This is a genomic window from Nonomuraea terrae (assembly GCF_044465245.1).
Lineage (GTDB): Bacteria > Actinomycetota > Actinomycetes > Streptosporangiales > Streptosporangiaceae > Nonomuraea > Nonomuraea terrae.
This window is the reverse complement of sequence record NZ_JBITLL010000002.1, coordinates 1,035,873-1,059,134: the sequence shown is the minus strand read 5'-3', so window position 1 is coordinate 1,059,134 and position 23,262 is coordinate 1,035,873. Positions and strand designations below refer to the sequence as shown.

The window sequence follows — 23,262 nt, the reverse complement described above, 5'->3', positions numbered from 1 at the left end:
CTTGCTAGGGACGGGTGGAGTCGATGGCGGTGATGAGCCGGTCGAGCCGCTCCCAGGTAGGTGGCTCGACCACGTCAACCAGGGCAGTGGCGGCCGGCGCCGCCGTCCTGGCGACCAGGTCGGCGAACGCCTTCGGGTCGCTGGTGCGGAAGCCGTACCGGGCGGCCAGGGACTGCAGCTCGGGGTCCTTCATGAGCAGCTCGCCGACCCGCGAGCCGGGCGCCGACAGGGGCACCAGGGTGTGCTTGCTGAGCACGGTGGGCGACGGGTAGACCAGCCGCATCTCGGGCCTGATCCTCCCGTCGCCGGTGAAGACGTGCGACAGGTACTGGGCCTCGTAGACGACCGTCATCGGCGTCTTGCCGGACCCCTGCACGAGGTAGTTCTCGAACGCCTCCTCGCTCTCCGTCTCGGAGAAGCCCTGGTCGAGCACCGCGGGCGCGAGAATCGGCGCGATCTTCGCGATCTGCTCGTCGGAGCTGATGACGTCGTCGCCGTTGGCGACGTAGCCGATCATCGACAGGTACATGGCGGCGGAGTTGGAGGTACGGACGTCGGTCGTGGTGAGCAACACCCGCTTTCGTGCTGGATAATCCGAATTGTCCGGAATGTTATCCCAGCGCGTGCCTTTGGCTACTATTTCGAGATATTTCGTTATATCGAAGATGGGGTAACCGCTGCCGGAATTCCGGAGTACTCCCAGCTTCTCCAGCAACCCCGCGATCGGCTCGAACGTGGCCACCGCCATCGGCGAGTAGAACGGCGAGTACGTGACACTCGCCCCGCGATCCTGTTTGATCCGCTCCGCGGCCGGGACGCTCGAAGGAAAGGCGAAGGCGTAGCGGCTCAGGTCGACGTCGGTGACCATCTGCCGGGACCCGGCGGTGTCCACCTCGACGCGCAGGCCGTGCTCGGCGAAGGCCGCCCGCACCCGCGCGTCGTCGAAGAACGGCTTCTTCTCCGACCCGATGACGCCCCGCACGACCGTCGACTCGGGCCGGTCGTCCTCCTCGTTCCCGGTCACGACCGCGACCACCGCCACCCCGGCCAGAACCGCGGCCAGAACGACGCCGATCCACCGCTTCATCGAACCCCGTTTCTCGAAATAACCCCCATAACTGGGATTATGGAATGGCCGTGGCGGAGCCCGCGAGGAGCGAAAGCCGACCGTACGGCAGAATTCGCTTCGCGTTCACCGCATTCCCATCCTCTGGCCGCTGACGCCACATTTCCGGCACGTTTCCCTTTCGCGCCGCCGACGCCGTTGACACGCCTCTTGTCAGGACTGATGGTGAGGGCAACGGGTGAAAAGTCGGCTCATCAGAGGCCTGATTCGTCGTCAGCAGGGAGGGCCCGCGTGTCCGTCTCGCCTACCGCCCCCGCGTCTGGAACGTTCCGCCCCGCCGGACACCCCGCATGGCCGGTCTTCGCCCACGACGAAGCCCACGACGAAGCCCACGACGAAGCCCACGGCGGAGCCCACGGCAGAGCGCACGAGGAAGCCCACGGCGGAGCGCACGAGGAAGCGCACGGCGAAGGGCACGTGCGCCCGGCGACGGCCCGGCCGCAGCGGCGCTGACCGGCGCCGGAGCATCGCCCGCCACCTGATCGCCCCCGGGGAGACCTCGCGGGGGCGGGTTCCCCCTGTCGCTCATCCGGGCCGCCATCTCCAGGGGCCTGCGTCATCGAGCGGCGGTCCGCGTTCTCAGCACTGCGTCCACCACACCCGCAGGAGAGAGGATCACCGTGACCATCTCGTCCGACACCGTCTGGCCGGATCTGCCGCCCGGACCGCACGGCACCCCCTCGCCCGCCCTGGCCCAGCGCCGGCAGTCGCAGCCCGTGGCTCCGATGACCGCGCCGAGCGGTGAGGAGATCCTCACCGCCGTCCGCTACCCCGACGTCCGCGCCCTGCTGAACTGCCCGTACGGCAGCCGCGAGCTGACCGCGCCCGGCCTGCCCAGAATGGTGCGGGGTGTCGGCGTGGACAGCGTGCCCGGGGTGCTCAGCACCATGGACCCACCCGCCCACACCCGGCAGCGGCGGATCCTGCAGGGCTCCTTCACCGTGACCGCGGCGGAACGATGGCGCGCCCTCTGCCGCGACATCGCCCACGACCTCATCGACAGCGTCGAAGGCCCGATCATGGACGTGGTCGGCGACTACGCGCTGCCGCTGTCGTCCCGGGTGATCTGCCAGGTCGTCGGCGTCCCGGCCGGCGACAGGGCCCGGTTCGGCGGCTGGCTGTCGGCGTTCCTGAGCGCCTCAGGCGACTCGGCCGAGGCGCGCGCGCACGCCTACGGGGAGTTCCTGGCGTACGCCGCGGAGCTGGTGGCCGAGCGCCGGGGAGCCCAGGTCACGACCTGGTGGACGACCTGATCCAGGCGCACGACGCCGGCGACATGCTCAGCGAGAGCGAGCTGGTCAACGTGCTCTTCATGCTGATCACGGCAGGTCACGGGACCACGGCCCTGATGATCTCCCGCGGGGTGTACCGGCTGCTGCTGCACCCGGACGAGTTCCGCAGACTGGTCGCCACGCCGTCGCTGATCCGGCCGGCAATCGAGGAGATCCTGCGCTACGACGGGCCCGGCTCCCCGGGTCTGCTGCGGCATCTCACCGCCGAGCTCCGGTTGCCCTCTGGCACTGTCGTTCCCGCGGGCGCGGTGGTCCTGCCGCACCTGCAGGCGGCCAACCATGATCCGGACGCGTTCGGCGACCCCGAGCGGTTCGACATCGCCCGCTACGCGCCCGGCACGGCGACGCGCCCGCACCTGGCCTTCGGTCACGGCGCTCACTTCTGCCTGGGCCAGGCGCTGGCCCGGATGGAGCTGCAGGAGGCGCTGAGCGCACTGATCCTGCGAACCCTGGCTGCGTCCCGCCGTCCCGCTGGAGGACGTGGAGTGGACCACGCAGGGCCTGACGTATCAGCCCGTACGGCTGCCCGTCCTGCTCGAGTGACGGGCAGCCGTACGGGGAGGCTAGCGTCGTTCCTTGGCCCAGCGCTCCAGGCCGGTCGCGTCGATGGGCAGGGCCGCGGACAGGTTCTCCGCGCCGGTCTCCGTCACGAGCAGGTCGTCCTCGATCCGCACGCCGATCCCGCGCAGCTCCGGAGGCACCGTGCGGTCGTGGGCGTGGAAGTACAGCCCAGGCTCCACGGTCAGCACCATCCCCGGCTCCATCCGGGCCCCGTGGTAGGCCTGCGGCCGTGACTGGGCGCAGTCGTGCACGTCCAGCCCGAGGTGGTGGCCGACGCCGCAGGCCAGGTAGCGGCGGTGGTGCTGGCCGGTGTCGGACAGAGCCTCGTCGACCGAGACCGGCAGCAGGCCCCAGTCGTGCAGGCCGCGCGCGACGACCTCCATGGCCGCGTGGTGGAACGCGGTGAACGGCCGCCCCGGCGCCACTTCGGCCAGGCCCGCCCGGTGCGCCCGTTCCACCAGGTCGTGCACCTGCCGCTGGGCGGGGGAGAAGGCGCCGGAGGCGGGGAAGGTGCGGGTGACGTCGGCGGTGTAGTGGGAGCGGACCTCCACCCCCATGTCGAGGAGCAGCACCTCGCCCTCCAGGACGGGGCCGTCGCAGCGCACCCAGTGCAGGGTGGGCGCGTGCGGGCCGCTGCCGACGATGGTGGCGTAGCCGGGGCCGTTGCCGTACGTCCTGGCGTACCGGTCGAAGGTGCCCTGCAGCCAGCGCTCGCCGCCGCCCGCGATCGCGGCCGGCACCTCGTCCAGCACGGCGGCGAAGCCCTCGACCGTGCGGTCCACGGCCTCGCGCAGCTGCCCGACCTCCCACGCGTCCTTGATCATGCGCAGCTCGGCCAGCACCCGCCGCAGCTCCTGTGACGCCTCCGGCCAGCCCGGCCCGGCGAGCAGCGCGCCTTCGGGCGGCCCGGCGAAGTCCGCCACCGGCAGCACCGGGATGCCGAGAGCCGCCGACCACTCGTCGAGCGACGGCGACGGGCCCACCCACAGCTCGCCGTAGAGGGCGTCGGCGAAGAAGCCCGTCTGGCCGGGGCGGGCGGGCGGCGGCAGGTAGAGGGTCGCCTCGCCGCCGGAGACCACGACCACCGCGTTCTCCTGCGCGCAGCCGGTCAGCCAGGAGAAGTCGCTGTCCACCCGGAAGTCGTAGGTGGTGTCGTTGCTGCGCACGGGCGCCCGGCCGGCCGCCACGACGACGGTGCGGCCGGGCAGGGCCTCGGCGAGGCGGCGCCGGTGCGCGGCCGCGGCCTCGGCGGCGCCGGGGACCAGATCGGGGGTGCGGGCGGGGGAGTCCCACCCCTGGGCGATGTACTCGGCGAACGCGGGGATCTCCGACAACCTGGGCAGTTTGCCGTCACTCACCGGTGATTCCTCCTCCCATCTCACGCACGAGGCCGGTCAGCCGGGTGAAGACCCGGTCGTCGCCGATGCCGTCGTGCTCCCACTCGTTGGTGACCCAGACCTGTGTGTTGCCCACTCGGGCGGCGGTGTCGAGCTGCAGGCCGGCGTCGACGTACATGTCGTCGAAGTAGACGGCGGCGGCCACCGGCACCTCGTTGGCCGCCAGGCGGTCCAGGTCGTACAGCGGCGGCCACTCCGCCCGCTCGGCGAGCAGCTCGACGGCCGCGTGGAACGGGCGCAGCGCCCGGATCTCCTCGAACATCCAGGGGTAGATCATCTCCCCGGTGAACAGCAGCGGCCGCGCGTCCTCGGCGAAGGCCGGGTGACGGGCGCGCTCGCGTTGCGCCGCCCAGGCCGTCGCGCCCGGCCCCGAGCCGTAGATGCTCTCCTGCAGCGCGGCGAACAGCGGGTTGTCGGCGTACGACGAGCGGGCCAGCACCTGGTGCAGGAACGTCTCGGGCAGCTCGCCGCGATCGTCCGGCACGGCCTCGTCGAGCAGCCAGTGCATGCGCTCGTAGCCCGGCTTCATGCCGAAGTCTATGCCGAGCGACTGCAGCCGCCGCACGGTGAGCACGTCGCCGTCGGGCAGCAGCACGTCGCCCTCGGCCAGCCGGTCGGCGAGCCTGCCCGCCGTCTCGACGTGCTGCGGGTAGCGGCGGTAGAACGCGGCGTTCTTGGCCGCGACCCGCGGATAGGTGCGCCGGTAGACCTCCTCGGCGTCCGGGTCGAGCGACGGCAGGCCGCCGGTGACGTAGCAGGCGGTCAGCCCTTCCGGCGCGGCCGACAGGTAGCGCAGCGTGAGGAAGCCGCCGTAGCTCTGCCCGAGCGTGGACCAGCGCCGCCCACCGAAGATCGTCTTGCGCAGGTGCTCGGCGTCGGCCACGATCGAGTCCGCCAGGAAGCGTCCGAGATGGTCGGCGCCCTCCTTGGCGCCGAGCGCGCTCATCGTCCGCCCGTCGACGCGCGAGCTGCGGCCCGTGCCGCGCTGGTCGAGCAGGACCACCCGGTACGTCTCCAGCGCCCGCCCCAGCCAGCCCGACCGGTCGAGCGGCCGGGGGCTCTTGCCGCCGGGGCCGCCCTGCAGGTAGAGCAGGCACGGCAGGTCCTCACCGTCGCGGGCGGGGTCGACCACCTCGCGGGCGAACACCGTGATGGTCTCCCCGGGGTCGGACCAGTCGAGCGGCACCTGCTCGACGTGATCACGCATCCGCATCCCGGGGATCGTGTAGGTCGCGGTGATCAAGCTCTCTCCCTCCTGCGGCGGTCCCACTCCGGGTCGATGCGGGGGATGGCCGCCAGCAGCGTGCGCGTGTAATCATCCTGTGGGTCGCCGAAGACCTGCCCGGTGGGGCCGAGTTCGACGATTCTGCCCTTGCTCATCACCGCGACCCGCTGCGCGATCTGGCGCACCACGGCCAGGTCGTGCGCGATGAACACGTAGCTGAAGCCGCTTTCGCGCTGCAGCCGCCGCAGCAGGTCGATGATCTGCGCCTGCACCGAGACGTCCAGCGCCGAGACGGCCTCGTCGCAGATCACCAGCTTGGGGCTCACGGCCAGCGCGCGGGCGATCCCGATGCGCTGGGCCTGCCCGCCGGAGAACTGCGCCGGGTAGCGCAGCGAGTGGTCGGGGTTCAGCCCGACGCGTTCCATCAGCTCCTTCGCGAACGCCCGCCGGCCGCCCTTCGGCGCGATGCCCTGGTAGACCAGCGGCGCCGTGATGATGCGCTCGACGGTGTGGCGCGGGTTCAGCGAGGAGAACGGGTCCTGGAAGACGACCTGGACGTTGGCGCGGAAGCGGGCCAGCGCCGCCCCCTTGGCGCGGGTGACGTCCTCGCCGTCGAACTCCAGGGTGCCCTCGGTGGGGTCCATCAGCTTGGCGATCATGCGGGCGGTCGTCGACTTGCCGCTGCCCGACTCGCCGACGACGGCCAGCGTCTCGCCCAGCCGTACCTCGAAGCTCACCTTGTCGACGGCGGTGAACTCGGCCTTGGCGCCCAGCGGGCCGCGGGCGACGAACCGTTTGGTCAGGTCTGTGGCGCGCAGGAGCGTCATGCCGGCGTCACCTCGTCGGTCAGGGGGTCGTCGATGCGCGGGATGCTCTCCAGCAGCATCTTGGTGTATTCGTGGCGGGGCTCGGCGAAGACCTGCTCGGCGGTGCCGTACTCGACCTGCTCGCCCTGGCGCATCACCAGCACCCGGGTCGCGATCGAGCTGATCACGGCCAGGTCGTGCGTGATGAACACCATGCCCATGCCGCTCTCCCGCCGCAGGCCGTCGAGCAGGCGCAGGATCTGGGCCTGCACGGTCACGTCCAGCGCCGTGGTCGGCTCGTCGGCGATCAGCAGCTCGGGCCCGCACACCAGTGCCATCGCGATCATGATGCGCTGGCGCTGGCCGCCGGAGAACTGGTGCGGGTAGTGGTCCACCCGCCGGGCGGGGTCGGGCAGGCCGACCTGCTCCAGCGCCTCGATCGTGACCCGCCGCGCAGCCTTGCGGGAGCCGCCGCGGTGGGCGCGGTACATCTCCTCGATCTGCAGCCCCACCGTGTAGTACGGGTTCAGCGACGACAGCGGGTCCTGGAAGATCATCGACATCCGGTCGCCGCGGAGCCCCCGCAGCTCGCGGTCGGGGCGGCCGAGCAGCTCGGCGCCGTCCAGCCGGATGCTCCCGCTGGTGCCGGCTCCCTTGGGCAGCAGCCCCATGACCGCCAGGCTGGTCATCGACTTTCCCGAGCCGGACTCGCCGACGATGCCGACGGTCTCGTCGCGGCCGACGGTGAAGGAGACGCCCTTGACGACGTCCACCGGGCCGCGCGAGGTCGGGAAGGTGACGGTGAGATCCTCCACGACAAGCAGTTCGCTCATGGGGACGTGATCCTCACTCTCGGGTCCAGCGCCGTGTAGACGAGGTCCACCACCACGTTGCCGACCACCACGAAGAACGCCGCCAGCAGCGTCACCGCCATGATCACCGGCTGGTCGTTCTTGGTGATCGAGTCGGCGGCCATCTTGCCGACGCCGTTCAGCCCGAAGACCGTCTCGGTGATCAGCGCGCCGCCGAGCAGCGCCGCGAAGTCCATGCCGAAGATCGTCGCGATCGGCGTCAGCGCGGGCCGCAGCGCGTGCCTGCGCATGGTCAGCACCGGGCTGAGCCCCTTGGCCCTGGCCGTGCGCATGAAGTTCTCGGCCAGCGTGTCGATCACGTTGGCGCGGGTGAGGCGGGCGTACAGGCAGGCGTAGCCGGTGGCCAGCACCAGCCACGGCATCAGGTACGACTGGAACCACAGCACGGGATCGTCGGAGAACGGCACGGCCTGCGGGAACGGCAGCACCTGCAGCTGCACCACCAGCACGTACTGCAGCGCCAGCGCCAGCACGTAGTTGGGGACGCTGGAGCCGCCCAGGGCCAGGCCCATCGCGGCCCGGTCCCACCAGGTGCCCTCCTTGACCGCGCTGACCAGGCCCGCGACGATGCCGATGAGCAGCCAGAGCACGGCCGCCCCGACCGCCACCGTGACGCTGACCGGCAACCGCTCCAGCACCATCTCCCACACCGACTGGTTGCTCTGGAAGCTGTAGCCCAGGCACGGCGCCGGGCAGTGCACCAGGTTCGCGCCCTCGCCGTAGTCGCGCCCGGCGAAGATCCCGGCGAGGAAGCCGAAGAACTGCGCCAGGAACGGCTCGTTCAGCCCCAGCACGTCGCGGATCTGGTCGATGCGCTCGGGCGTGCAGAACTTCCCGCAGATCATCACCGCGGGGTCCGGCTGGAGCGCGAAGAAGATGACGTACGTGAACAGACAGACGAGGAAGAGGATCAGGACCATCGACAGGGCCCGTCCGGCCAGGTAACGCGCCATCATGACGCCTCCCCCGAGTCGAAGGCGGCCCGCAGCCGGTCGCCGAGCACGGTCAGCGACAGCACCAGGAGGAACAGGAAGGTGCCGGGGATGGCGAAGTACATCGGGTCGACCGCGTACCAGCCGACCGCGCCGGCGATCATCTGCCCCCACGACGGGGTGGGCGGCGTCACGCCGACGCCCAGGAACGACAGGCCCGCCTCGGTGCCCACGTAGCCGGGCACGGCCAGCGTCGTCATCACGATCAGGGAGCTGCGCAGGTTCGGCAGGATCTCCTTGAACACCAGCGCCGAGGTGCTGGCGCCGGAGGCCCGCGCGGCCTCCACGAACTCCCGGTTCACCAGGCTCATCGTCTGCCCGCGCACCACCCGCGCCAGGTACGGCCAGCCGAACACACTGATCACCACGATCAGCAGCACCGGCCGGTTGCCCTGGGGCAGCGCCGACAGGATCGCGATCATGAAGATGAGCGCGGGGAAGGCCATGAGGAAGTCCATGACCCGGCTGATCACCTGGTCCGCCCAGCCCTGGTAGAACCCGGCCAGCATGCCCAGCACCACGCCGAGCAGCGTGGTGAGCGCGGTGGCGGCCAGGGCGATGAGCAGCGAGACGCGCGCCCCGTAGGCGATGCGCACCAGGATGTCGCGGCCGTTGGTCGGCTCGACGCCGAGCGGGTGCTCGGCGCTGATGCCGCCGAGGGCGCCGTACGGCACACCGCCGAGGTCGGTGTTGACCGCGGCGGTGTCGAAGTCGTTCGGGCCGTGGCCGACGATCGCGCTGATCAGCGGCGCGCAGATCGCCATCAGCACGATCAGTGCGAGGTAGGCGCCGCTGAGCACGGCGCCCTTGTCGCGCAGCAGCACGCGGGCCACGCGCCGGCCCGAGGTGGCGGGCGCGACACCCGCCACCTCCTGCGGTTGAGCTGCGAGCGCCATCTACTTGTTCGGGTCCTTCAGCCCGACCGAGACCAGGTCGATGCCGCCGGAGAAGGAGTCGGACTGGTAGGCGCCCGCGACGTTCGAGCCCACCACCAGGACGACCTTCTCGTAGGCCAGCGGCACGACCGGAGCCAGCTGCATGATCTGCTTGTCCAGCTCGCCGTAGGCCGCGTTGGCCTCGTCGACGTCCTGGATGACGGCGATCTCGTCGATCCGCTTGTTGATGCCCTCGTCGTCGATCTGCGCCAGGTTCGAGTTGCCCTTCTCGACGATGTTGCGGCCGTCGAACAGCGGCGGCAGGAACGTCGCGCCGGAGGCCCAGTCGGGGCACCAGCCGGTGACCGCGGCGTCGTTCTGCTGCGACGGCGTGCCGATCGTCTCGTAGAACGACGACGTGTCGATGTTGTTGATCTTGACCTCGATGCCGACCTGCTTCAGCGACTCCTGGATCGCCTCCGCGACCGCCTGCATCTTCGGCACCGGCCGGGAGTCGAGCGTCATCGTGAACCCGCTGGACAGCCCCGCCTCGGCCAGCAGTTTCTTGGCCGTCTCGACGTTGTAGGGGTACGGGTCGTAGTCCACCCGGCCCGCGATGGTGGGCGGCTGGATCGAGGTGGCCTTGAGCGCCTGGGTGGAGCCGCCGAGCGCGGCGACCACGGTGTCCTTGTTGATCGCGTAGTTGATCGCCTGCCGCACCCGCAGGTCGCTCATGTTCTTCTTGGTGGTGTTCATCCCCATGTACGTGGTGCAGCCGCCCAAGCCGGACAGGGTACGCGCCTGGATCTGCGGCGTCTGCACCCGCGCCACGGTCGCGGCCTGAATGGCTCCGGCGATGGCGTTGGCGTCGGCCCCCTGCCCGGCCAGCATCCGCTCGTCGATGGTGGCCGGGTCGAGGCCGAACGTCCACTGGAAGGAGTCCGGCTTGGCCGCCCGCACGGGGTCGGTCTCGGCCTTCCAGTGCGGGTTGCGGACGAGCTTGAGCGAGGCGCCGCGCTGGTAGCTCTCCACCTTGTACGGGCCGCTCGCGATCGGCTTGCTGTCGAACGCGGCCGCCGCGCCCGTGCCCTTGGGGAACGGCGTGAAGACCGGCTGCGCCAGCGCGCTCGGGAAGTCGGGGAACGGCTTCTTCAGGTGGAAGACGATCGTCTTGTCATCGGGGGTCTCGATCGTGTCCAGGTCGCCGGACAGGTAGGGGCCCTTGTAGTCCTCCGGCGCGTCCAGCAGCAGCCTGCCGTACGGCGAGCCGATCCCGGCCTCCGGGTCGAACGCCCGCGAGAACCCGAACTTGACCGCCTCACTGGTGATCGGGGTTCCGTCCTCGAAGAAGAGGTTGTCCTTGAGGGTGAACGTCCACGTCTTGGCGTCGTCGGACGGCGTCCCGGTGTCGGTGGCCAGGTCGGCGACGATCTTCGTGCCCTCCTTGCCGGGGCCCGCGCCGAACGTCGTCAGGCCGCGGTAGACGAGCCGGTAGAAGTTGTTCACGCCACCGTCCCAGCCGCGTGCCGGGTCCAGGTGCGAGAAGTCCGCGTTGGCCAGGAAGTGCAGGGTGCCGCCGGTGGCGGGCGCCGAGCCGGGCCCGCCGGACGCGCCCGCCGCCGGGGCTCCGGGGGCGGCGGTGTTTCCGCCGCCGCCTCCGCACGCGGTGAGTGTCAGCACGGCCGCCATGGTGACGCTCGCGAGCGCCGCCGATCTTCTCATGTCGCCTTCTTTCGTTGAACCTGCCGTCGGTCAGGAGGACCTGATCCAGACCCTCATGGCAGCGGGGCCGCGGTTGCCCCACAGGAAGTAAGGGGTGAACGTCACCGGGACCGAAGTCCGCGATGGCGCCGGCTCCGGCGGCAGCTCCGGATAGAGCTCCTCGGAGGGCGGGGGTACGGCCTTGGCCGTCACACCGAGGACGACGGCGCCGTCGTCGCGGCGTCCGACGGTCGCGTCGACGATGTCGGCCACGCCGGCCACCAGGTCGTCGACCGGGGCCTGCGGGCTGTCGTGCTGCTCGACGCAGTAGACGAGCGGGCCGCGCGCCGCGCAGAGCGCGCCCCGCGTGGCGTCCAGGTACGGGTGCGAGCCGTGCGCCCTGACCGGCATCGGCAGAGTGAGCCGCACCTCGTCGCCGGCCGTCCAGACGCGGTCGAGGGTGAGCCAGCCGCCGGACGGCGCCGCGTCCACCGGCTCGCCGTTGACGGTGACCGCCGCGCCGCGCGCCCACGCGGGCACCCGCAGGACCAGCGCGTACGGGCCGGCGGCGGCCCGCCGGACGGCGAGCCGGACGTCGCCGTCCCAGGGGTAGGAGGTCTCCATCGACACGTCGAGCGCGGCGGTCGTGATCTCGCCGCTGGTGTAGAGGGCGACCAGCACGGCGCCGTCGCGTTCGGCCGCCAGGTAGTCGGGCAGCTGCGCCATCCAGCGCACGATGTTCGGCGGGCAGCACGGGCAGCCGAACCAGGCGCGGCGCAGCGGCTCCCCGCCGGGCTCCGCGCCGCTGCGCTGCTCGTGGTCCGGGCGGCGCTGCAGCGGGTTGTCGTAGAAGAACGCCTTTCCGTCGGCCGACAGGCCCACGGCGAAGGCGTTGTAGAGCACCCGCTCGAACACGTCGAGGTACGTGGCGCCGCCGGTGGCCAGGAACATCCGCCACGCCCACTGCATGAGGCCGATGGCCGCGCAGGTCTCGCTGTAGGCGCGTTCGGACGGCAGCTCGTAGCGGTCGCCGATGGCCTCGTCGGAGTGGCGGCTGCCGAGGCCGCCGGTGACGTACAGCTTGGCCGCCACCATGTCGTCCCAGAGCCGGTCGAGCGTCCTGAGCAGCGACTCGTCGCCGGTCTCCAGGAACACGTCGGCCGCGCCCGCCGCCAGGTACATCATCCGCACCGCGTGCCCGGTCACGGAGGGCAGCTCCCTGAACGGGACGTGGTCCTGGAAGTAGTCGCCGGGGAAGATACTGTGCTTGAGCTGCCCGTGGCCGCGCCGGTCGACCAGCGCCCCGGCCAGGCTGAGGTAGCCGCGCTCGCCCGTCTCCCTGTACAGCTCGACCAGCGCCATCTCCGCCTCGGGATGGCCGCACAGCCCCGACTCCGCGAACCGCTCCACCACCAGGTCCGCGAAGCGCCGGGCCACGCGCAGCAGCCGGTCGTCGCCCAACCGGCGCGAGGCCGCGACGGCGGCCTGGACGAGGTGGCCGAGGTTGTACAGCTCGTGCCCCCAGGCCAGGTCCTCCCACGGCTTCTTGGGGCCGGCCGGGTCCTGGAAGTAGGAGTTGAGGTAGCCGTCGTCGGCCTGGACGCGTTCCAGGAGGCCGACGACCTCGTCGTAGAACTCCCGCGGCCCTTCCTCGCCCTCGCCGAGCTCGTACGCCAGCCCTTCGAGGGTCTTGTACAGATCGGTGTCGAGGAAGGGGTAGCGGCCCCGGTACGGCGGCGGATCCTCATCCAGCAGGCGGCGCAGGTTGGCGACGTTGCCGGCCGCGCGGAGCTGCTCGATGGTGTGGGGGACCGTGGCCGTGCTGTTGCGGCGCTGCCAGTGGTGCAGCAGGCCGCCGGTGATGCGTGCTCCGGGCAGCGGGCGGACGGCTCCGCGTTCCGTGCGTACGGCGCCGGCCGGGGGGTTGACCTGCTCAGACGTCATGGACCATCCCAGTAATGTGTGGCATTGCACTGCACCCTAGGTGTCCGGCGGGTGTGTTGCCAAGATCTGGGTCAAGTACGTAAAGAGAACGTAATTCACCGTATGTCGCCTGAGGTGGATTTGCCCGGTGCGACGTGTCTCCATCGCCGGTAGCTCCGGCTCGGGCAAGTCGACGCCGGCCGAGGCGCCGGCGGGCCGGCTCGGCGTGCCGTGGCTGGAGCTCGACTCGGCCTTCCACATGCCCGGCTGGGCGCCGCGCCCGGTGGAGGAGTTCCGAGCGGAGGCGGGCCGGTTCATCTCGGGCCCCGCGTAGGCGCCCCACGGCAACTGCTCGGCCGTCCCCGAGGGCTTTCGGCTCGCCGCCGCCGACCCGGCCGACGCGCACCTCACGTTCGTCCGTGTCGCCACCCCGACGGACCGCCGAGCGGCTGGTCGCCGGGGTCCACGGTGCGCGGCCGGGCCCCCGGTGAACATACTGACGACATGAGAACTCTGGGAACCGGCGGGCCCGTCGTCTCCGACCTCGGGCTCGGTTGCATGGGCATGTCCGACTTCTACGGCCCGCCGACCGGTCCGAGTCGATCGCCACCATCCACGCGGCCCTTGACGCCGGCATCGACCTGCTCGACACCGGCGACTTCTACGGCATGGGCCGCAACGAGCTGCTGATCGCCGAGGCGCTGCGCGGGCGACCGCGCGACTCCGTGCAGCGTGAAGTTCGGCGCCCAGCGCGACCACGACGGCAACGGGCTGGGCTACGACGGCCGCCCGGCCGCGGTCAAGACCTCGCTCGCCTACACCCTGCGCCGCCTGAACGCCGACCATGTCGACGTCTACCGGCTCGCCCGCGTCGACCCGGCCGTGCCGATCGAGGAGACCGTCGGCGCCATCGCCGAGGAGGCCGTCAAGGGCCGCGTCCGGCACATCGGGCTGTCGGAGGCCGGGGCCGAGACCATCCGGCGCGCCCACGCCGTCCACCTCATCGCCGACGTGCAGCTCGAGTACTCCCTGCTGTGGCGGGGCATCGAGCGGGAGATCCTGCCCGCCTGCCGCGAGCTCGGCGTCGCCGTGACCGCGTACGGCGTGCTGTCCAGGGGGCTGATCGGCGGCCACTGGAGCTAGAGCGGTCGGCGGCGTCGGGCGACTTCCGCGGCTTCAGCCCGCGCTTCCCCGGCGGCAACCTCGACCACAACCTCGCGCTCGTCGAGGCGCCGCGGGGGATCACCGAGGCCAAGGGCGTCACGGTGGCGCAGCATCGCGTGGGTGCTCGGCCGGGGCGAGGACATCGTGCTGCTGATCGGCGCGCGCCGCCGCGAACGGCTCGCCGAGGCACTCGGCGCCCTGCGGGTGACCCTGACCGGCGACGCCCTGGCCGCGATCGAGGCCGCGGGTGCCGCCGGGCGGGCCGCCGGCGCCCGCTACCCCGAGGCGGCCATGGCAGAGCTCGACAGCGAACGCTGAGGGCTCAGCGCTCGATGAGCGTGACCTCCAGGGAGTAGTGGGAGGCCCGGTAGACGTGGGAACCGTGCTCGACCGCCCGGCCCTGGTCGTCGTAGGTGGTGCGGATCATCGTCAGCAGCGGCGCGCCCCGGCGCTCCTCCAGCAGCCGGGCCTCCACCTGCGTGGCGGCCCGCGCGCCGATGCGCTGGTTGGCCACGCGCATCCGCACGCCCGCCGAACGCAGCAGCTCGTACAGGCCGCGGCTCTCCAGATCGGCGGCCGTGAGCGCGGCCAGCCCCACCGGCAGCCAGTTGTGCAGCACCGCCAGCGGTTCGCCCGCCGCGAAGCGCACCCGCTCCAGGTAGAGAGCCTCGGAACCGGACTCCACGCCGAGAATGCCGGCGACCTCCTCCTCCACCGGGCGCGGCTCCAGCCTCAGCACCTGCGTGGCCGGCTCCTGGCCGGCCCGGCGCAGGTCGTCGTAGAGGCTGGTCAGCTCGACCGAGCGCTTGACCTGGCCGTGCACCACCTGCGTGCCGACGCCGCGCTTGCGGACCAGCAGGCCTTTGTCGACGAGGTACTGGATCGCCTGGCGGATCGTGGGCCGCGACAGGCCGAGCTTGTCGGCCAGCAGGATCTCGTTGTCGAGCCGCGAGCCCGGCGCCAGGTCGCCTCGCCGGATGGCCTCGGCGATCTGCTCGGCCACCTGGAAGTAGAGCGGCACGGGGCTGGATCGATCCAGGTCGATGGCGAGATTGGCGGTCATACTGATCAGCCTAACGCAGGTCAGAATGTCCAGACAAACGCGCCGACCGGGTGTGCGGCGCCCGCCCGGGAGGTAGGGGAGAGGGCATGGACGCGACGCATCTGCTCGACACCGCCACCGAGGCCGCCAGGGCCGTCGGCCCCCGTCTGCGCAAGGCCTTCAGATCCCGGCCCGGCGTGGCCACCAAGCGCGACTTCCACGACCCCGTGACCGAGCACGACCGGGCCGCCGAGGAGACCATCCGCACCGTCATCGCCTCCCGCGTGCCGGGCAGCACGATCATCGGCGAGGAGGGCGGCACTACCGGCGCCGGCGACATCGTCTGGTACGTCGACCCCATCGACGGCACCGCCAACTTCGCCGCCGGGCTGCCGTTCTTCTGCGTCTCCATCGCCGCCGCCGTCCGCGGGGAGCTGGTGGCGGGAGTCGTCTACGACCCCGTACGCGACGACGAGTTCACCGCCACCCCCGACGGCGCCTGGTGCAACGGCACGCCGCTGCGCAGCGCCGGAGCCACCCACGACCGTGAGGCCATGCTGCTGTCGAGCTACCCCACACCGCGCGACCTCGACGCCGACGGCGAGGCCGCGCTCCAGCGCTACGGCCGTTTCCTGGCGTCGTTCGCCGCCGTGCGCAAGCCGGGCAGCGCCGCGCTCAAGCTCGCCCACGTCGCCGCCGGCTGGTCCGACGCCGCGTACGGCACCCGCTCCAACCCGTGGGACGTGGCCGCCGGGGCGCTGCTCGTGCGCGCGGCCGGCGGCGTCTACCTGGGGGACCCGCTGGCCACGGGCGACTACCTGGCGCACGTGGGCGGGTTCGACTTAACGTCGTCCGCGCTCGCCGAGGTGGCCCCACACTGACGCGGCGCCGAGCAGGCCGGCCAGCTCCGCCAACGAGGTGATGCGCGGGAACCCGGCGGGTGCCGGCTCGGCGCCCAGCCGGTCCAGCCAGACCGAGCGCATCCCGGTCGCCGCCGGGGCCGTCACGTCGTTGCGCACGTCGTCGCCCACCAGCAGCACCTCCTCCGGCGCCAGCCCCAGCGCGGCGGCGGCCCCGGTGTAGGCGGCGGGCACGGGCTTGAAACCGCCGAGCACCTCGCCCGTCAGCACCGGGCCGACCTGCCCCTCCAGGCCGATCGCGCGGACCTTCGCCTCCTGCATGCGCTGGGCGCCGTTCGTCAGCACCCCGAGCGCGAACCCGCGCAGCCCCGCCACCGCCTGCGCCGCGTCGGGGAAGGCCGCCCAGCCCCGCCGGTAGCGCCCGGCGAAGTCGTCGAACGCCGCGTCGAGGTCGGCGGGGACGGCCAGGCCCAGCTCCCGGCACAGGGCGGTCACCCGCAGGCGGCGCTGCTCCTGCACCGTGCACCGGCCCGCCTGCCACATCGCGAGGTATGGGCCCTCCATCGCCTCCCACAGCGCGGCCGTCTCGGCCAGGCGCGGGTGGCCGGGCGCGCGGGCCTCGACCCAGGCCACGATCGCGGCGTCGGCGGCGCCCCGGTGGTCGAGCAGGGTGCCGTCGAGGTCGAACAGGATCCCCTTGACCGGGGAAGACGTCATGGGGCACTCCGGGTCGGGGTCGTCACTGGCCGGAAGCCGTGACGATGCGGGCGGCCGTCTCAGGGGGAGGGTAGCCCAGCGTGAGACCGCGGACCGACAGCGGGGCCCGTTCGAAGCGCTCCTCGCCCTCCTGGGGCAGCACGTAGTGCAGCGCGGGGGACAGGGAGCGGTGGGCGGCCAGGGCGGCCGTCTCCGGCTCGGCCAGCTCGCGCGGCAGCGACTCCCGGTAGTCGGCGATCAGCGCGTCGAGGTCGAACAGCTGCCCGTACCGCTCGGAGGTGCCGGCCACGACCCGCACCAGCTCGCTTTCGACGCGCGCGTGGTAGACGAGGTTCGTGCCGCCGCACTTGGCGAACCAGCGCAGCGCCTGCTCGGCGGGCAGCGTGAACGTGCCGTACGGCTTGCGCCCGTAGAGCAGCGCCTCGGCGATCCAGCGGTCGCACCACAGCTCGTCGCGGTAGGGGGACGGCGCGGCCGGGTCGAGGGTCAGGCCCTGGGCCAGGACCGGGTTCCACGCCGACACCATCGGGCTGGAGAAACGCGGCATGCAGGGGCCGCGCCAGCGGCTGAGCGGGTAGCCGTACCAGATGGTCACGACCTCGACCTGGTGGTCGGGCAGGGCGCGCTCGTAGGTGCCGTTCATGACCTGGCCGCCGTCGGGGTGGCGCCATGGCCCGGGGGCGGCGGAGGAGTCTGCGGGGACCCGGGGAGTCCGGTAGTCGGGATGCAGGACCCACGTGTCCGCCACAGTGTCAGCCCCTTCCGATCGACGTGTTCCACGACGTCAGACGCCTAGAGGTGGCCATCGTGCACCACGGCCCACCCCCGTGCAACAGACAGGGTGTAAACGCTGATTTTTGTCATCGGCGAACGTGACGTACGTCCCTGTCAGTGACGCTGGCGGTAGTCGCCGGCGTTGCGGACGTGCTCGATCATGATGCGTTCCGCGCGCTCGCCGTCGCCCGCCTCCAGGGCGGCCAGGATGCCCTCGTGCGCGTCGAGCTGGATCCTCACCTGGGTCTCGTCGAGCCACAACGACGCCTCGGCGGGCACCGGGAAGCTGTTGCGCACCGAGCGGGCGTGCTCGCCCAGGAAGGCGGGGCCGCCGATGTCGACGATGCGCAGGTGGAAGCGCCTGCTCTGCTCGCCGAGCCGCTCGTTCCTGCCGCGGACGGCGTCCTCGGCCATCGCGGCGTGCAGCTCCCGCAGCTCCGCCAGCTCCGCGGCGGTGATCCGGGACGCCGCCAGCCGCGCCCCCAGCCCCTCGACCACGGCGCGCAGCCCGTAGTACTCGGCCAGCGCCTCGTCGCCGAGGTCGACCACGGTCGCGCCGTGGTGGGCCTCGTAGCTGATCAGCCGGTCCTTCTCCAGCCTGCGCAGCGCCTCGCGGACCGGCGTCACCGACACGCCGAGGCGCTTGGCCACCTCGCCGGCGCGCAGCGCCGTGCCGCCGGGGATCCGTGAGCTGCGGATCTCCTCCAGGAGCACGGTGTAGACGTATTCGGCCTTGCTCATGGGCGGCCGCGGCTCGCTGGATGACATGCCCCAAGTGTCGCTGATTTGGGCCGACCTGTTGACCTATGACTTATTTCTTATAAGTTACATACCTATGACGAGCCTCGCCGACCTGCGGGTCATCGACGCGGCGACGCTGTTCGCCGGCCCCTCCGCCGCGATGATGCTGGGCGACTTCGGCGCCGACGTGATCAAGATCGAGCACCCCCGGCGTGGCGACCCGTCGCGCGGCCACGGCGCCTCGGTGAACGGCGTGGGCCTGTGGTGGAAGACGCTGTCCCGCAACAAGCGCGCCGCCGCCGTGGACCTGTCGCACGGCGACGGCCAGGAGATCCTGCGCCGCCTCGCGCAGCGGTCCGACGTGCTGATCGAGAACTTCCGGCCCGGCATTCTGGAACGCTGGAACCTCGCCCCCGAGGACCTCCTGGAGCTCAACCCGCGGCTGATCGTGGCGCGGATGACCGGGTTCGGGCAGTTCGGGCCGATGGCCAGGCAGCCCGGCTTCGGGACGCTGGCCGAGGCCATGAGCGGGTTCGCCGCCATGACCGGGCAGCCCGACGGCCCGCCAACGCTGCCCCCGCTGGCCCTCGCCGACGGCATCGCCGGCCTGGCCATGGCGTACGCGATCATGGTGGCGGTGCACGCCCGCGAGCGGACCGGACGCGGCCAGGTGATCGACATGGCCATCATCGAGCCGATCCTGGGGCTGCTCGGGCCGCAGATGAGCGCGTACAAGGCGCTCGGGGCCGTGCCTCAGCGGACGGGCAACCGTTCCAGCAGCAACGCGCCGCGCAACACCTACCGCACCCGCGACGGCCGCTGGCTGGCGATCTCCACCAGCGCGCAGCCCATCGCCGAGCGCGTGGTCACCCTGGTCGGCCGGCCCGACCTGGTCGAGCAGCCGTGGTTCGCCACCGGTCACGGCCGGGTGCAGCACGTGGACGAGCTGGACGAGGCCGTCGCGACGTGGATCGCCGAGCGGGACGCCGACGAGGTCGTCGCCCGTTTCGAGGAGGCACAGGCCGCCGTCGCGCCCATCTACGACGTCACGGACATCGCCGAGGACCCGCAGTACGCCGCGCTCGGCACGTTCGTCGAGGTGCCCGACGAGGAGCTCGGCTCGCTCACCATGCAGAACGTCTTCTTCCGCCTGTCGGACACGCCCGGCGAGATCCGCTGGCCGGGCCGCCCGGTCGGCCGCGACACCGACGAGGTGCTCGCGGAGCTGGACTACCCGGAGGAGCGCATCGCCGCGCTGCGCTCGGAAGGGGTGATCGCGTGACGTGGCCGCCCGTCACCTGGCTGCCTGTCACCTGGCTGTACGTGCCGGGGGACCGTCCTGAGCGGTTCGCCAAGGCGGTGGCGTCCGGCGCCGACGTGGTGATCCTGGATCTGGAGGACGCCGTCGCGCCCGCCAAGAAGGACGAGGCCCGCGACAACGCCGTCGCCTACCTGCGGTCGCGGCCCACGACGGCCGGCCAGGTGCACGTCCGGGTCAACGACCTGGCCACCGCGCGCGGGCGCGACGACCTGGCCGCCGTCGGGGAGCTGGCCGACGCCGTACGGCTGCCGAAGGTCGAGTCGGCGGCCGCGCTCGACGCGGTCACCGGCGCGCCCGCGTACGCGCTGCTGGAGTCGGCGGCGGGGATCGTCGCGGCCGGGGAGATCGCCGCGCACCCGCGCGTGGCGGGTGTGGCGCTGGGCGAGCAGGATCTGGCCGCCGAGCTGGCCATCACCGACGAGCAGGCGATGAACCACCTGCGGCTCCAGGTCGTCCTCGCCGCCGCGGCGGCCGGGCTGCCGCCCGTGCCCATGTCGGTCTATCCGAACGTCAAGGACGAGGCGGGGCTGCTGGCGTCCTGCCGGGCCGGGCGCGCGATCGGCCTGTTCGGCAGGACGGCGATCCATCCGCGGCAGATCCCGCTGATCCGGCGGGCGTTCCGGCCTTCGGAGGAGGAGGCGGCCAGGGCCGCCGAGGTCGTCGAGGCCGCCGAACGGGCGGAGGCGGCGGGGCTCGGCGCGGTCGCGCTGCCCGACGGCCGTTTCGTGGACGCCCCGATCGTCACCCGCGCCCGCCGCACCCTCGCCCTCTCCCACCGCCTCACCGACCCCCCGGAAGCCGCCGCCGCGGCCCGCGCAGAAGATCGCGCGCGAGAGCGAGCGGAAGGCGCGGACGAGGGCCCAGGTCGAGCGGAAGGCGCGGACGAGGGCCGCGTGCGAGACCGAGAAGAAGGCCGTCCGGGCGACCGGGCGGTGGGTTCGCCGGAGGCGCCCGTCTCTGACGCGTAGCCGCCGGCGCGAGCCCGACCACCCCCAGCTCCAACCCCCCTTGGAGGTCGTTCGCCATGGGAGTCGCCGTATGGGCGCTCATCGCCTACATCGCCATCATCGTCATCTGGAACGGAGTGCTGAAACGCAACATCGGTGAGGCGATGCTCATCGGCTTCGCCGGCGTGTGCCTGTTCGGTGGCACCGGCTTCTTCGAGCTGGCGTGGGCCGGCATAGCCGACGCGCTGGCCGAGGAGGTCGTCTTCGCCGCCCTGGCGTTCGTCTTCATGGGCTACCTGCTCACCCGCCTCGGGCTCATCCAGCAGCAGGTCACCGTGCTGAACTCGATCTTCGGCCGGCTGCGCGGCGGCGCCGGCTACGTCTCCACCTCCGCCGCCGCGCTGCTCGGCGGCCCGGCCGGGTCCGGATCCGGCATCGCCGCGTCGGTCGGGTCGGTGACGATCCCGTGGATGACCCGCTCGAACTGGCGCCCCGACCTGGCCGCCTCGCTCGTGGCCGGCAACGCCGGGCTGGGCATCTCGATCCCGCCCAGCTCGTCGATGTTCCTGCTGCTCGGCTCGGCCGCCGTCGCGCCGGTGCTGACCGCCGACCAGCTCTTCGTGCCCGCCCTCGTCGGCGGCCTGTGGACGGTGGCGTACCGGTTCGTCGTGGTGTTCCTGTGGGTGCGGCGGCACAAGATCGCCGCGACCGACGCCTCCGACCTCGTCCCGCTGCGGGTCGCGCTGCGGGAGGGGTGGACGTCGCTGCTGGTGTACGCGGGCATCCTCGTGCCGGTGCTGATGACCCTGGACTTCGGGGTGGCGCTGATGGAGTCGCGCGTCGGCGAGGCCGCCGGTGACGTCAGCATCGTCGTGTGGATCCCCGTGCTGACCGTGCTGGCCACGTTCGCGGTCGCGTGGAAGCGGCTGCCGCGCACCGCCCGCGGCTGGAACGAGCTGCTCGGTGACATGGCGCCCCGGTACGCCGTCATCGGCGCCACGCTCTTCTTCGCCTTCGCCGCCGCCGCCAGTCTGGGCGAGCTGGGCCTGGTCGACCAGCTGACCGCGATCATGAACGGCCTCGACGCGCCCGCTTTCGTCATCGCGACGCTCGTCGGCCTGCTGCTCGTCGTCATCGCCGCACCGCTGACCGGCACGGCCACGATCGCCGCCGTCGGCGGGGTGGCCTTCAGTGCGCTCACGGCCGCCGGGATGGCGCCCGCCGCCGCGGCCACCGCCATCATGATCTTCGCCTCCACCGAGGGCGCGTCACCGCCCGGCGCGGCCCCGATCTACATCGCCAGCGGCATCGCCCAGGTGGACCCGGCCAGGACGTTCGGCCGGCTGATCCTCTGGTTCGTCATCCCGACCCTGGTCATCGGCGTGCTGGTCGCGACCGGCGTGCTGCCGATCTGAGAGGAGCCTTCCATGCTGGAACGCCTCACCATGGCCGCGTTCAAGACCGGCGTCGTCGTCTTCCTGGCGCTGGGCGTGGTCGTCGTGCTCGTGCAGGCGGTGGGCCTGGTCGCCGGCAGCCCCGGTCTGGTGTCGGGCGCCGTCTCGGCGCTCGGCATGGCCATGACCGTCTCCGCCGGGCTGACCGGGCTGCTCGGCTTCGCGATGTCGTACCTCTTCCACTGGAACGCGGGCGAGGACTGACGTTCAGCGGGCCGAGCCGACGGTGATCGGTGCTTGGTAGGCCCACTGCCAGGCCAGTTCGAGCGGGCCGCGCTGGAAGCGACGCAGCCACAGCGAGGCCAGCGCCGCGAACAGCAGGCAGATGGCCGCCCACGCGACCGGCACCCACCAGGGGCGCATCCAGTCGAGCTGGGCCGCCAGGCCCAGGCCCCAGCCGTAGCAGAGCGCACTGGCGATCAGGTTCTGCAGGACGTAGCAGGACAGGGCCGTGCGGCCGACGTTCGTGACGGCCGTGCGGACCGGGCCCGGCTCGCCGCGCAGGCCGAGCACGATCGAGGTGATCAGCCCGAGCAGGCCGAGGGCGACCAGGGGCGGCAGGACGTAGCGGTCGACGGCGAACCAGGCGGGGCCGGCGAAGGTCGTGACCAGGTTCAGCGGCGCGGCGACGCCGAGCCCGAGGACGGTCAGCCGTCTGCGCAGGGCCGCCCCGCGTTCCTCGAAGACGCCGGCCCGCAGGAGGCGGGCGCCGAGCAGGAACAGCACGGTCCCCATCGGGATGATGAGGATCAGCTCCAGCCGGTAGACGGCGAGGTTCTGCAGGCGCGCGGCGACCTGCTCGGGCCAGCTGCCCTCGGTGTAGAGGCTGGTCGCGGTGCCGGTGACGGCGCCGCCGCCGGCCAGGAGGAGCGCGGTCAGCGACGCCACCAGGAGGAGGTGCACGGCGCCCGCGACGATCATCCAGGCCCTGACCACGCGGTCGCTCCTGCCGATCAGGTACGCCACGATCACCGACGTGATCGCGTACCCCATGAGCACGTCGAACTCGAAGATCAGGACGTAGTGCAGGGCGCCCTCGACGAACAGCAGGGTGGCCCGCCACAGATACCTGCCGGGCCACCTCAGGCCCTTGCGTACGGCGCTGCGGTACTGCAGTTCCAGGCCGATGCCGAAGAGTAACGTCAGCAGGCCGAGGAACTTGCCGTTGGACAGGAACAGCAGGAACCTCTCCACGACGCCGCCGCCGAGCGCCAAGAAGCCGGCCGGGCCGTTCGGTTCGGTGAAGATCCAGATGTTGGAGGCGAGCGTGCCCAAGATCGCCACACCTCTGAGCACGTCGAGAGCGTCGATGCGTTTCGTCACACTTCACAGCCTCCCGGCCGGCGCGCCCGGCGACCTCCTCACCTGGGGCGAATACGGCCGTACACTGAACGATGTACGGCCTTACGTCTTTGGTCACGCACGGCACGTCTTTGGTCACGCGGGGCCGCAGGCGCCCTTCCCCGGCGGGC

Annotated in this window: 23 protein-coding genes and 2 pseudogenes; 11 read left to right on the top strand and 14 right to left on the bottom strand. The window is 71.9% G+C overall.

Features of this window, described 5'->3' with window-relative positions; genetic code table 11:
* Positions 1–4: 4 nt before the first annotated feature.
* Entirely contained in the window at positions 5–1,087 is a 1,083-nt protein-coding gene (locus tag ACIBP6_RS11350) for a hypothetical protein (protein WP_397051120.1), read from the bottom strand.
* A 659-nt stretch (positions 1,088–1,746) separates the two neighbouring features.
* On the opposite strand from ACIBP6_RS11350, the gene ACIBP6_RS11345 reads away from it, so the two are divergent.
* Positions 1,747–2,379 carry a hypothetical protein gene (locus ACIBP6_RS11345; protein ID WP_397051118.1) on the top strand — a complete coding sequence of 211 codons (633 nt, stop codon included), beginning with the start codon at positions 1,747–1,749 and terminating at the stop codon, positions 2,377–2,379.
* 23 nt (positions 2,380–2,402) lie between these two features.
* Positions 2,403–2,801: pseudogene (locus ACIBP6_RS11340) on the top strand (cytochrome P450); the annotation flags it as partial.
* Between the two features lie 180 nt (positions 2,802–2,981).
* Here the strand turns inward: ACIBP6_RS11340 and ACIBP6_RS11335 are convergent.
* From ACIBP6_RS11335 to ACIBP6_RS11300, 8 genes are read right to left on the bottom strand one after another with little or no spacing between them, the layout of a single operon-like run.
* Entirely contained in the window at positions 2,982–4,337 is a 1,356-nt protein-coding gene (locus tag ACIBP6_RS11335) for an aminopeptidase P family protein (protein WP_397051116.1), read from the bottom strand.
* Complete coding sequence (locus ACIBP6_RS11330) at positions 4,330–5,619, bottom strand: alpha/beta fold hydrolase (protein ID WP_397051114.1); 1,290 nt, start codon at positions 5,617–5,619, stop codon at positions 4,330–4,332. Before ACIBP6_RS11330 ends, ACIBP6_RS11335 begins: the two co-directional genes overlap by 8 nt.
* Positions 5,616–6,428: an ATP-binding cassette domain-containing protein gene (locus ACIBP6_RS11325; RefSeq protein ID WP_397051112.1), complete on the bottom strand. Its 813-nt coding sequence runs from the start codon at positions 6,426–6,428 to the stop codon at positions 5,616–5,618. Before ACIBP6_RS11325 ends, ACIBP6_RS11330 begins: the two co-directional genes overlap by 4 nt.
* Positions 6,425–7,240 carry an ABC transporter ATP-binding protein gene (locus tag ACIBP6_RS11320; RefSeq protein ID WP_397051110.1) on the bottom strand — a complete coding sequence of 272 codons (816 nt, stop codon included), beginning with the start codon at positions 7,238–7,240 and terminating at the stop codon, positions 6,425–6,427. Before ACIBP6_RS11320 ends, ACIBP6_RS11325 begins: the two co-directional genes overlap by 4 nt.
* Positions 7,237–8,235 (bottom strand): ABC transporter permease, encoded by a 999-nt coding sequence (locus ACIBP6_RS11315; protein WP_397051108.1) that lies wholly within the window; start codon positions 8,233–8,235, stop codon positions 7,237–7,239. The genes ACIBP6_RS11320 and ACIBP6_RS11315 overlap by 4 nt, the downstream gene beginning before the upstream one ends.
* Positions 8,232–9,167, bottom strand: a complete 936-nt coding sequence (locus ACIBP6_RS11310) for an ABC transporter permease (RefSeq protein WP_397051106.1) — start codon at positions 9,165–9,167, stop codon at positions 8,232–8,234. Before ACIBP6_RS11310 ends, ACIBP6_RS11315 begins: the two co-directional genes overlap by 4 nt.
* On the bottom strand, positions 9,168–10,868 hold the full coding sequence (locus ACIBP6_RS11305; protein ID WP_397051104.1) for an ABC transporter substrate-binding protein: 1,701 nt from the start codon (positions 10,866–10,868) through the stop codon (positions 9,168–9,170).
* A 30-nt stretch (positions 10,869–10,898) separates the two neighbouring features.
* Positions 10,899–12,791 (bottom strand): glycoside hydrolase family 127 protein, encoded by a 1,893-nt coding sequence (locus ACIBP6_RS11300; RefSeq protein WP_397051102.1) that lies wholly within the window; start codon positions 12,789–12,791, stop codon positions 10,899–10,901.
* 127 nt (positions 12,792–12,918) lie between these two features.
* Here ACIBP6_RS11300 and ACIBP6_RS11295 point away from each other — a divergent pair, with 127 nt between their 5' ends.
* The 4 genes and pseudogenes from ACIBP6_RS11295 to ACIBP6_RS11280 all read left to right on the top strand — a co-directional run bounded on the left by ACIBP6_RS11295 (position 12,919) and on the right by ACIBP6_RS11280 (position 14,252).
* Positions 12,919–13,104: a hypothetical protein gene (locus ACIBP6_RS11295; RefSeq protein WP_397051100.1), complete on the top strand. Its 186-nt coding sequence runs from the start codon at positions 12,919–12,921 to the stop codon at positions 13,102–13,104.
* Positions 13,105–13,324: 220 nt separating this feature from the next.
* Positions 13,325–13,438, top strand: a pseudogene (locus ACIBP6_RS11290) (aldo/keto reductase); the annotation flags it as partial.
* Between the two features lie 64 nt (positions 13,439–13,502).
* Positions 13,503–13,913, top strand: a complete 411-nt coding sequence (locus ACIBP6_RS11285; protein WP_397051098.1) for an aldo/keto reductase — start codon at positions 13,503–13,505, stop codon at positions 13,911–13,913.
* 141 nt (positions 13,914–14,054) lie between these two features.
* Positions 14,055–14,252: a hypothetical protein gene (locus tag ACIBP6_RS11280; RefSeq protein WP_397051096.1), complete on the top strand. Its 198-nt coding sequence runs from the start codon at positions 14,055–14,057 to the stop codon at positions 14,250–14,252.
* Between the two features lie 4 nt (positions 14,253–14,256).
* On the opposite strand, the gene ACIBP6_RS11275 is transcribed toward ACIBP6_RS11280, so the two are convergent.
* Entirely contained in the window at positions 14,257–14,997 is a 741-nt protein-coding gene (locus ACIBP6_RS11275) for a GntR family transcriptional regulator (RefSeq protein ID WP_397051094.1), read from the bottom strand.
* Positions 14,998–15,083: 86 nt separating this feature from the next.
* Between ACIBP6_RS11275 and ACIBP6_RS11270 the strand changes: the two genes are divergently transcribed.
* Positions 15,084–15,857: an inositol monophosphatase family protein gene (locus ACIBP6_RS11270; protein WP_397051092.1), complete on the top strand. Its 774-nt coding sequence runs from the start codon at positions 15,084–15,086 to the stop codon at positions 15,855–15,857.
* On the opposite strand, the gene ACIBP6_RS11265 is transcribed toward ACIBP6_RS11270, so the two are convergent.
* The 3 genes from ACIBP6_RS11265 to ACIBP6_RS11255 form a co-directional block, all read right to left on the bottom strand.
* The gene (locus tag ACIBP6_RS11265; protein WP_397051090.1) at positions 15,819–16,553 is read right to left on the bottom strand and encodes an HAD family hydrolase; all 735 of its coding nucleotides are present in this window, start codon (positions 16,551–16,553) and stop codon (positions 15,819–15,821) included. The genes ACIBP6_RS11270 and ACIBP6_RS11265 overlap by 39 nt on opposite strands.
* A 22-nt stretch (positions 16,554–16,575) precedes the next feature.
* Entirely contained in the window at positions 16,576–17,301 is a 726-nt protein-coding gene (locus ACIBP6_RS11260; RefSeq protein WP_397051089.1) for a hypothetical protein, read from the bottom strand.
* A 140-nt stretch (positions 17,302–17,441) separates the two neighbouring features.
* Positions 17,442–18,095, bottom strand: coding sequence for a GntR family transcriptional regulator (locus ACIBP6_RS11255; RefSeq protein WP_246074508.1), 654 nt, complete (start codon positions 18,093–18,095; stop codon positions 17,442–17,444).
* Positions 18,096–18,162: 67 nt separating this feature from the next.
* On the opposite strand from ACIBP6_RS11255, the gene ACIBP6_RS11250 reads away from it, so the two are divergent.
* Genes ACIBP6_RS11250 through ACIBP6_RS11235 form a run of 4 tightly spaced genes read left to right on the top strand, consistent with a single transcriptional unit; the run spans position 18,163 to position 21,994 of the window.
* Complete coding sequence (locus ACIBP6_RS11250; RefSeq protein ID WP_397051087.1) at positions 18,163–19,350, top strand: CaiB/BaiF CoA transferase family protein; 1,188 nt, start codon at positions 18,163–18,165, stop codon at positions 19,348–19,350.
* Positions 19,347–20,357, top strand: a complete 1,011-nt coding sequence (locus ACIBP6_RS11245; RefSeq protein WP_397051085.1) for an HpcH/HpaI aldolase/citrate lyase family protein — start codon at positions 19,347–19,349, stop codon at positions 20,355–20,357. Before ACIBP6_RS11250 ends, ACIBP6_RS11245 begins: the two co-directional genes overlap by 4 nt.
* Positions 20,358–20,413: 56 nt before the next feature.
* Complete coding sequence (locus ACIBP6_RS11240) at positions 20,414–21,751, top strand: TRAP transporter large permease subunit (protein WP_397051083.1); 1,338 nt, start codon at positions 20,414–20,416, stop codon at positions 21,749–21,751.
* 12 nt (positions 21,752–21,763) lie between these two features.
* Positions 21,764–21,994, top strand: a complete 231-nt coding sequence (locus tag ACIBP6_RS11235) for a hypothetical protein (protein ID WP_397051081.1) — start codon at positions 21,764–21,766, stop codon at positions 21,992–21,994.
* Between the two features lie 3 nt (positions 21,995–21,997).
* Here the strand turns inward: ACIBP6_RS11235 and ACIBP6_RS11230 are convergent, their stop codons facing one another.
* Positions 21,998–23,113: a DUF418 domain-containing protein gene (locus ACIBP6_RS11230; RefSeq protein WP_397051079.1), complete on the bottom strand. Its 1,116-nt coding sequence runs from the start codon at positions 23,111–23,113 to the stop codon at positions 21,998–22,000.
* Between the last annotated feature and the right edge of the window lie 149 nt (positions 23,114–23,262).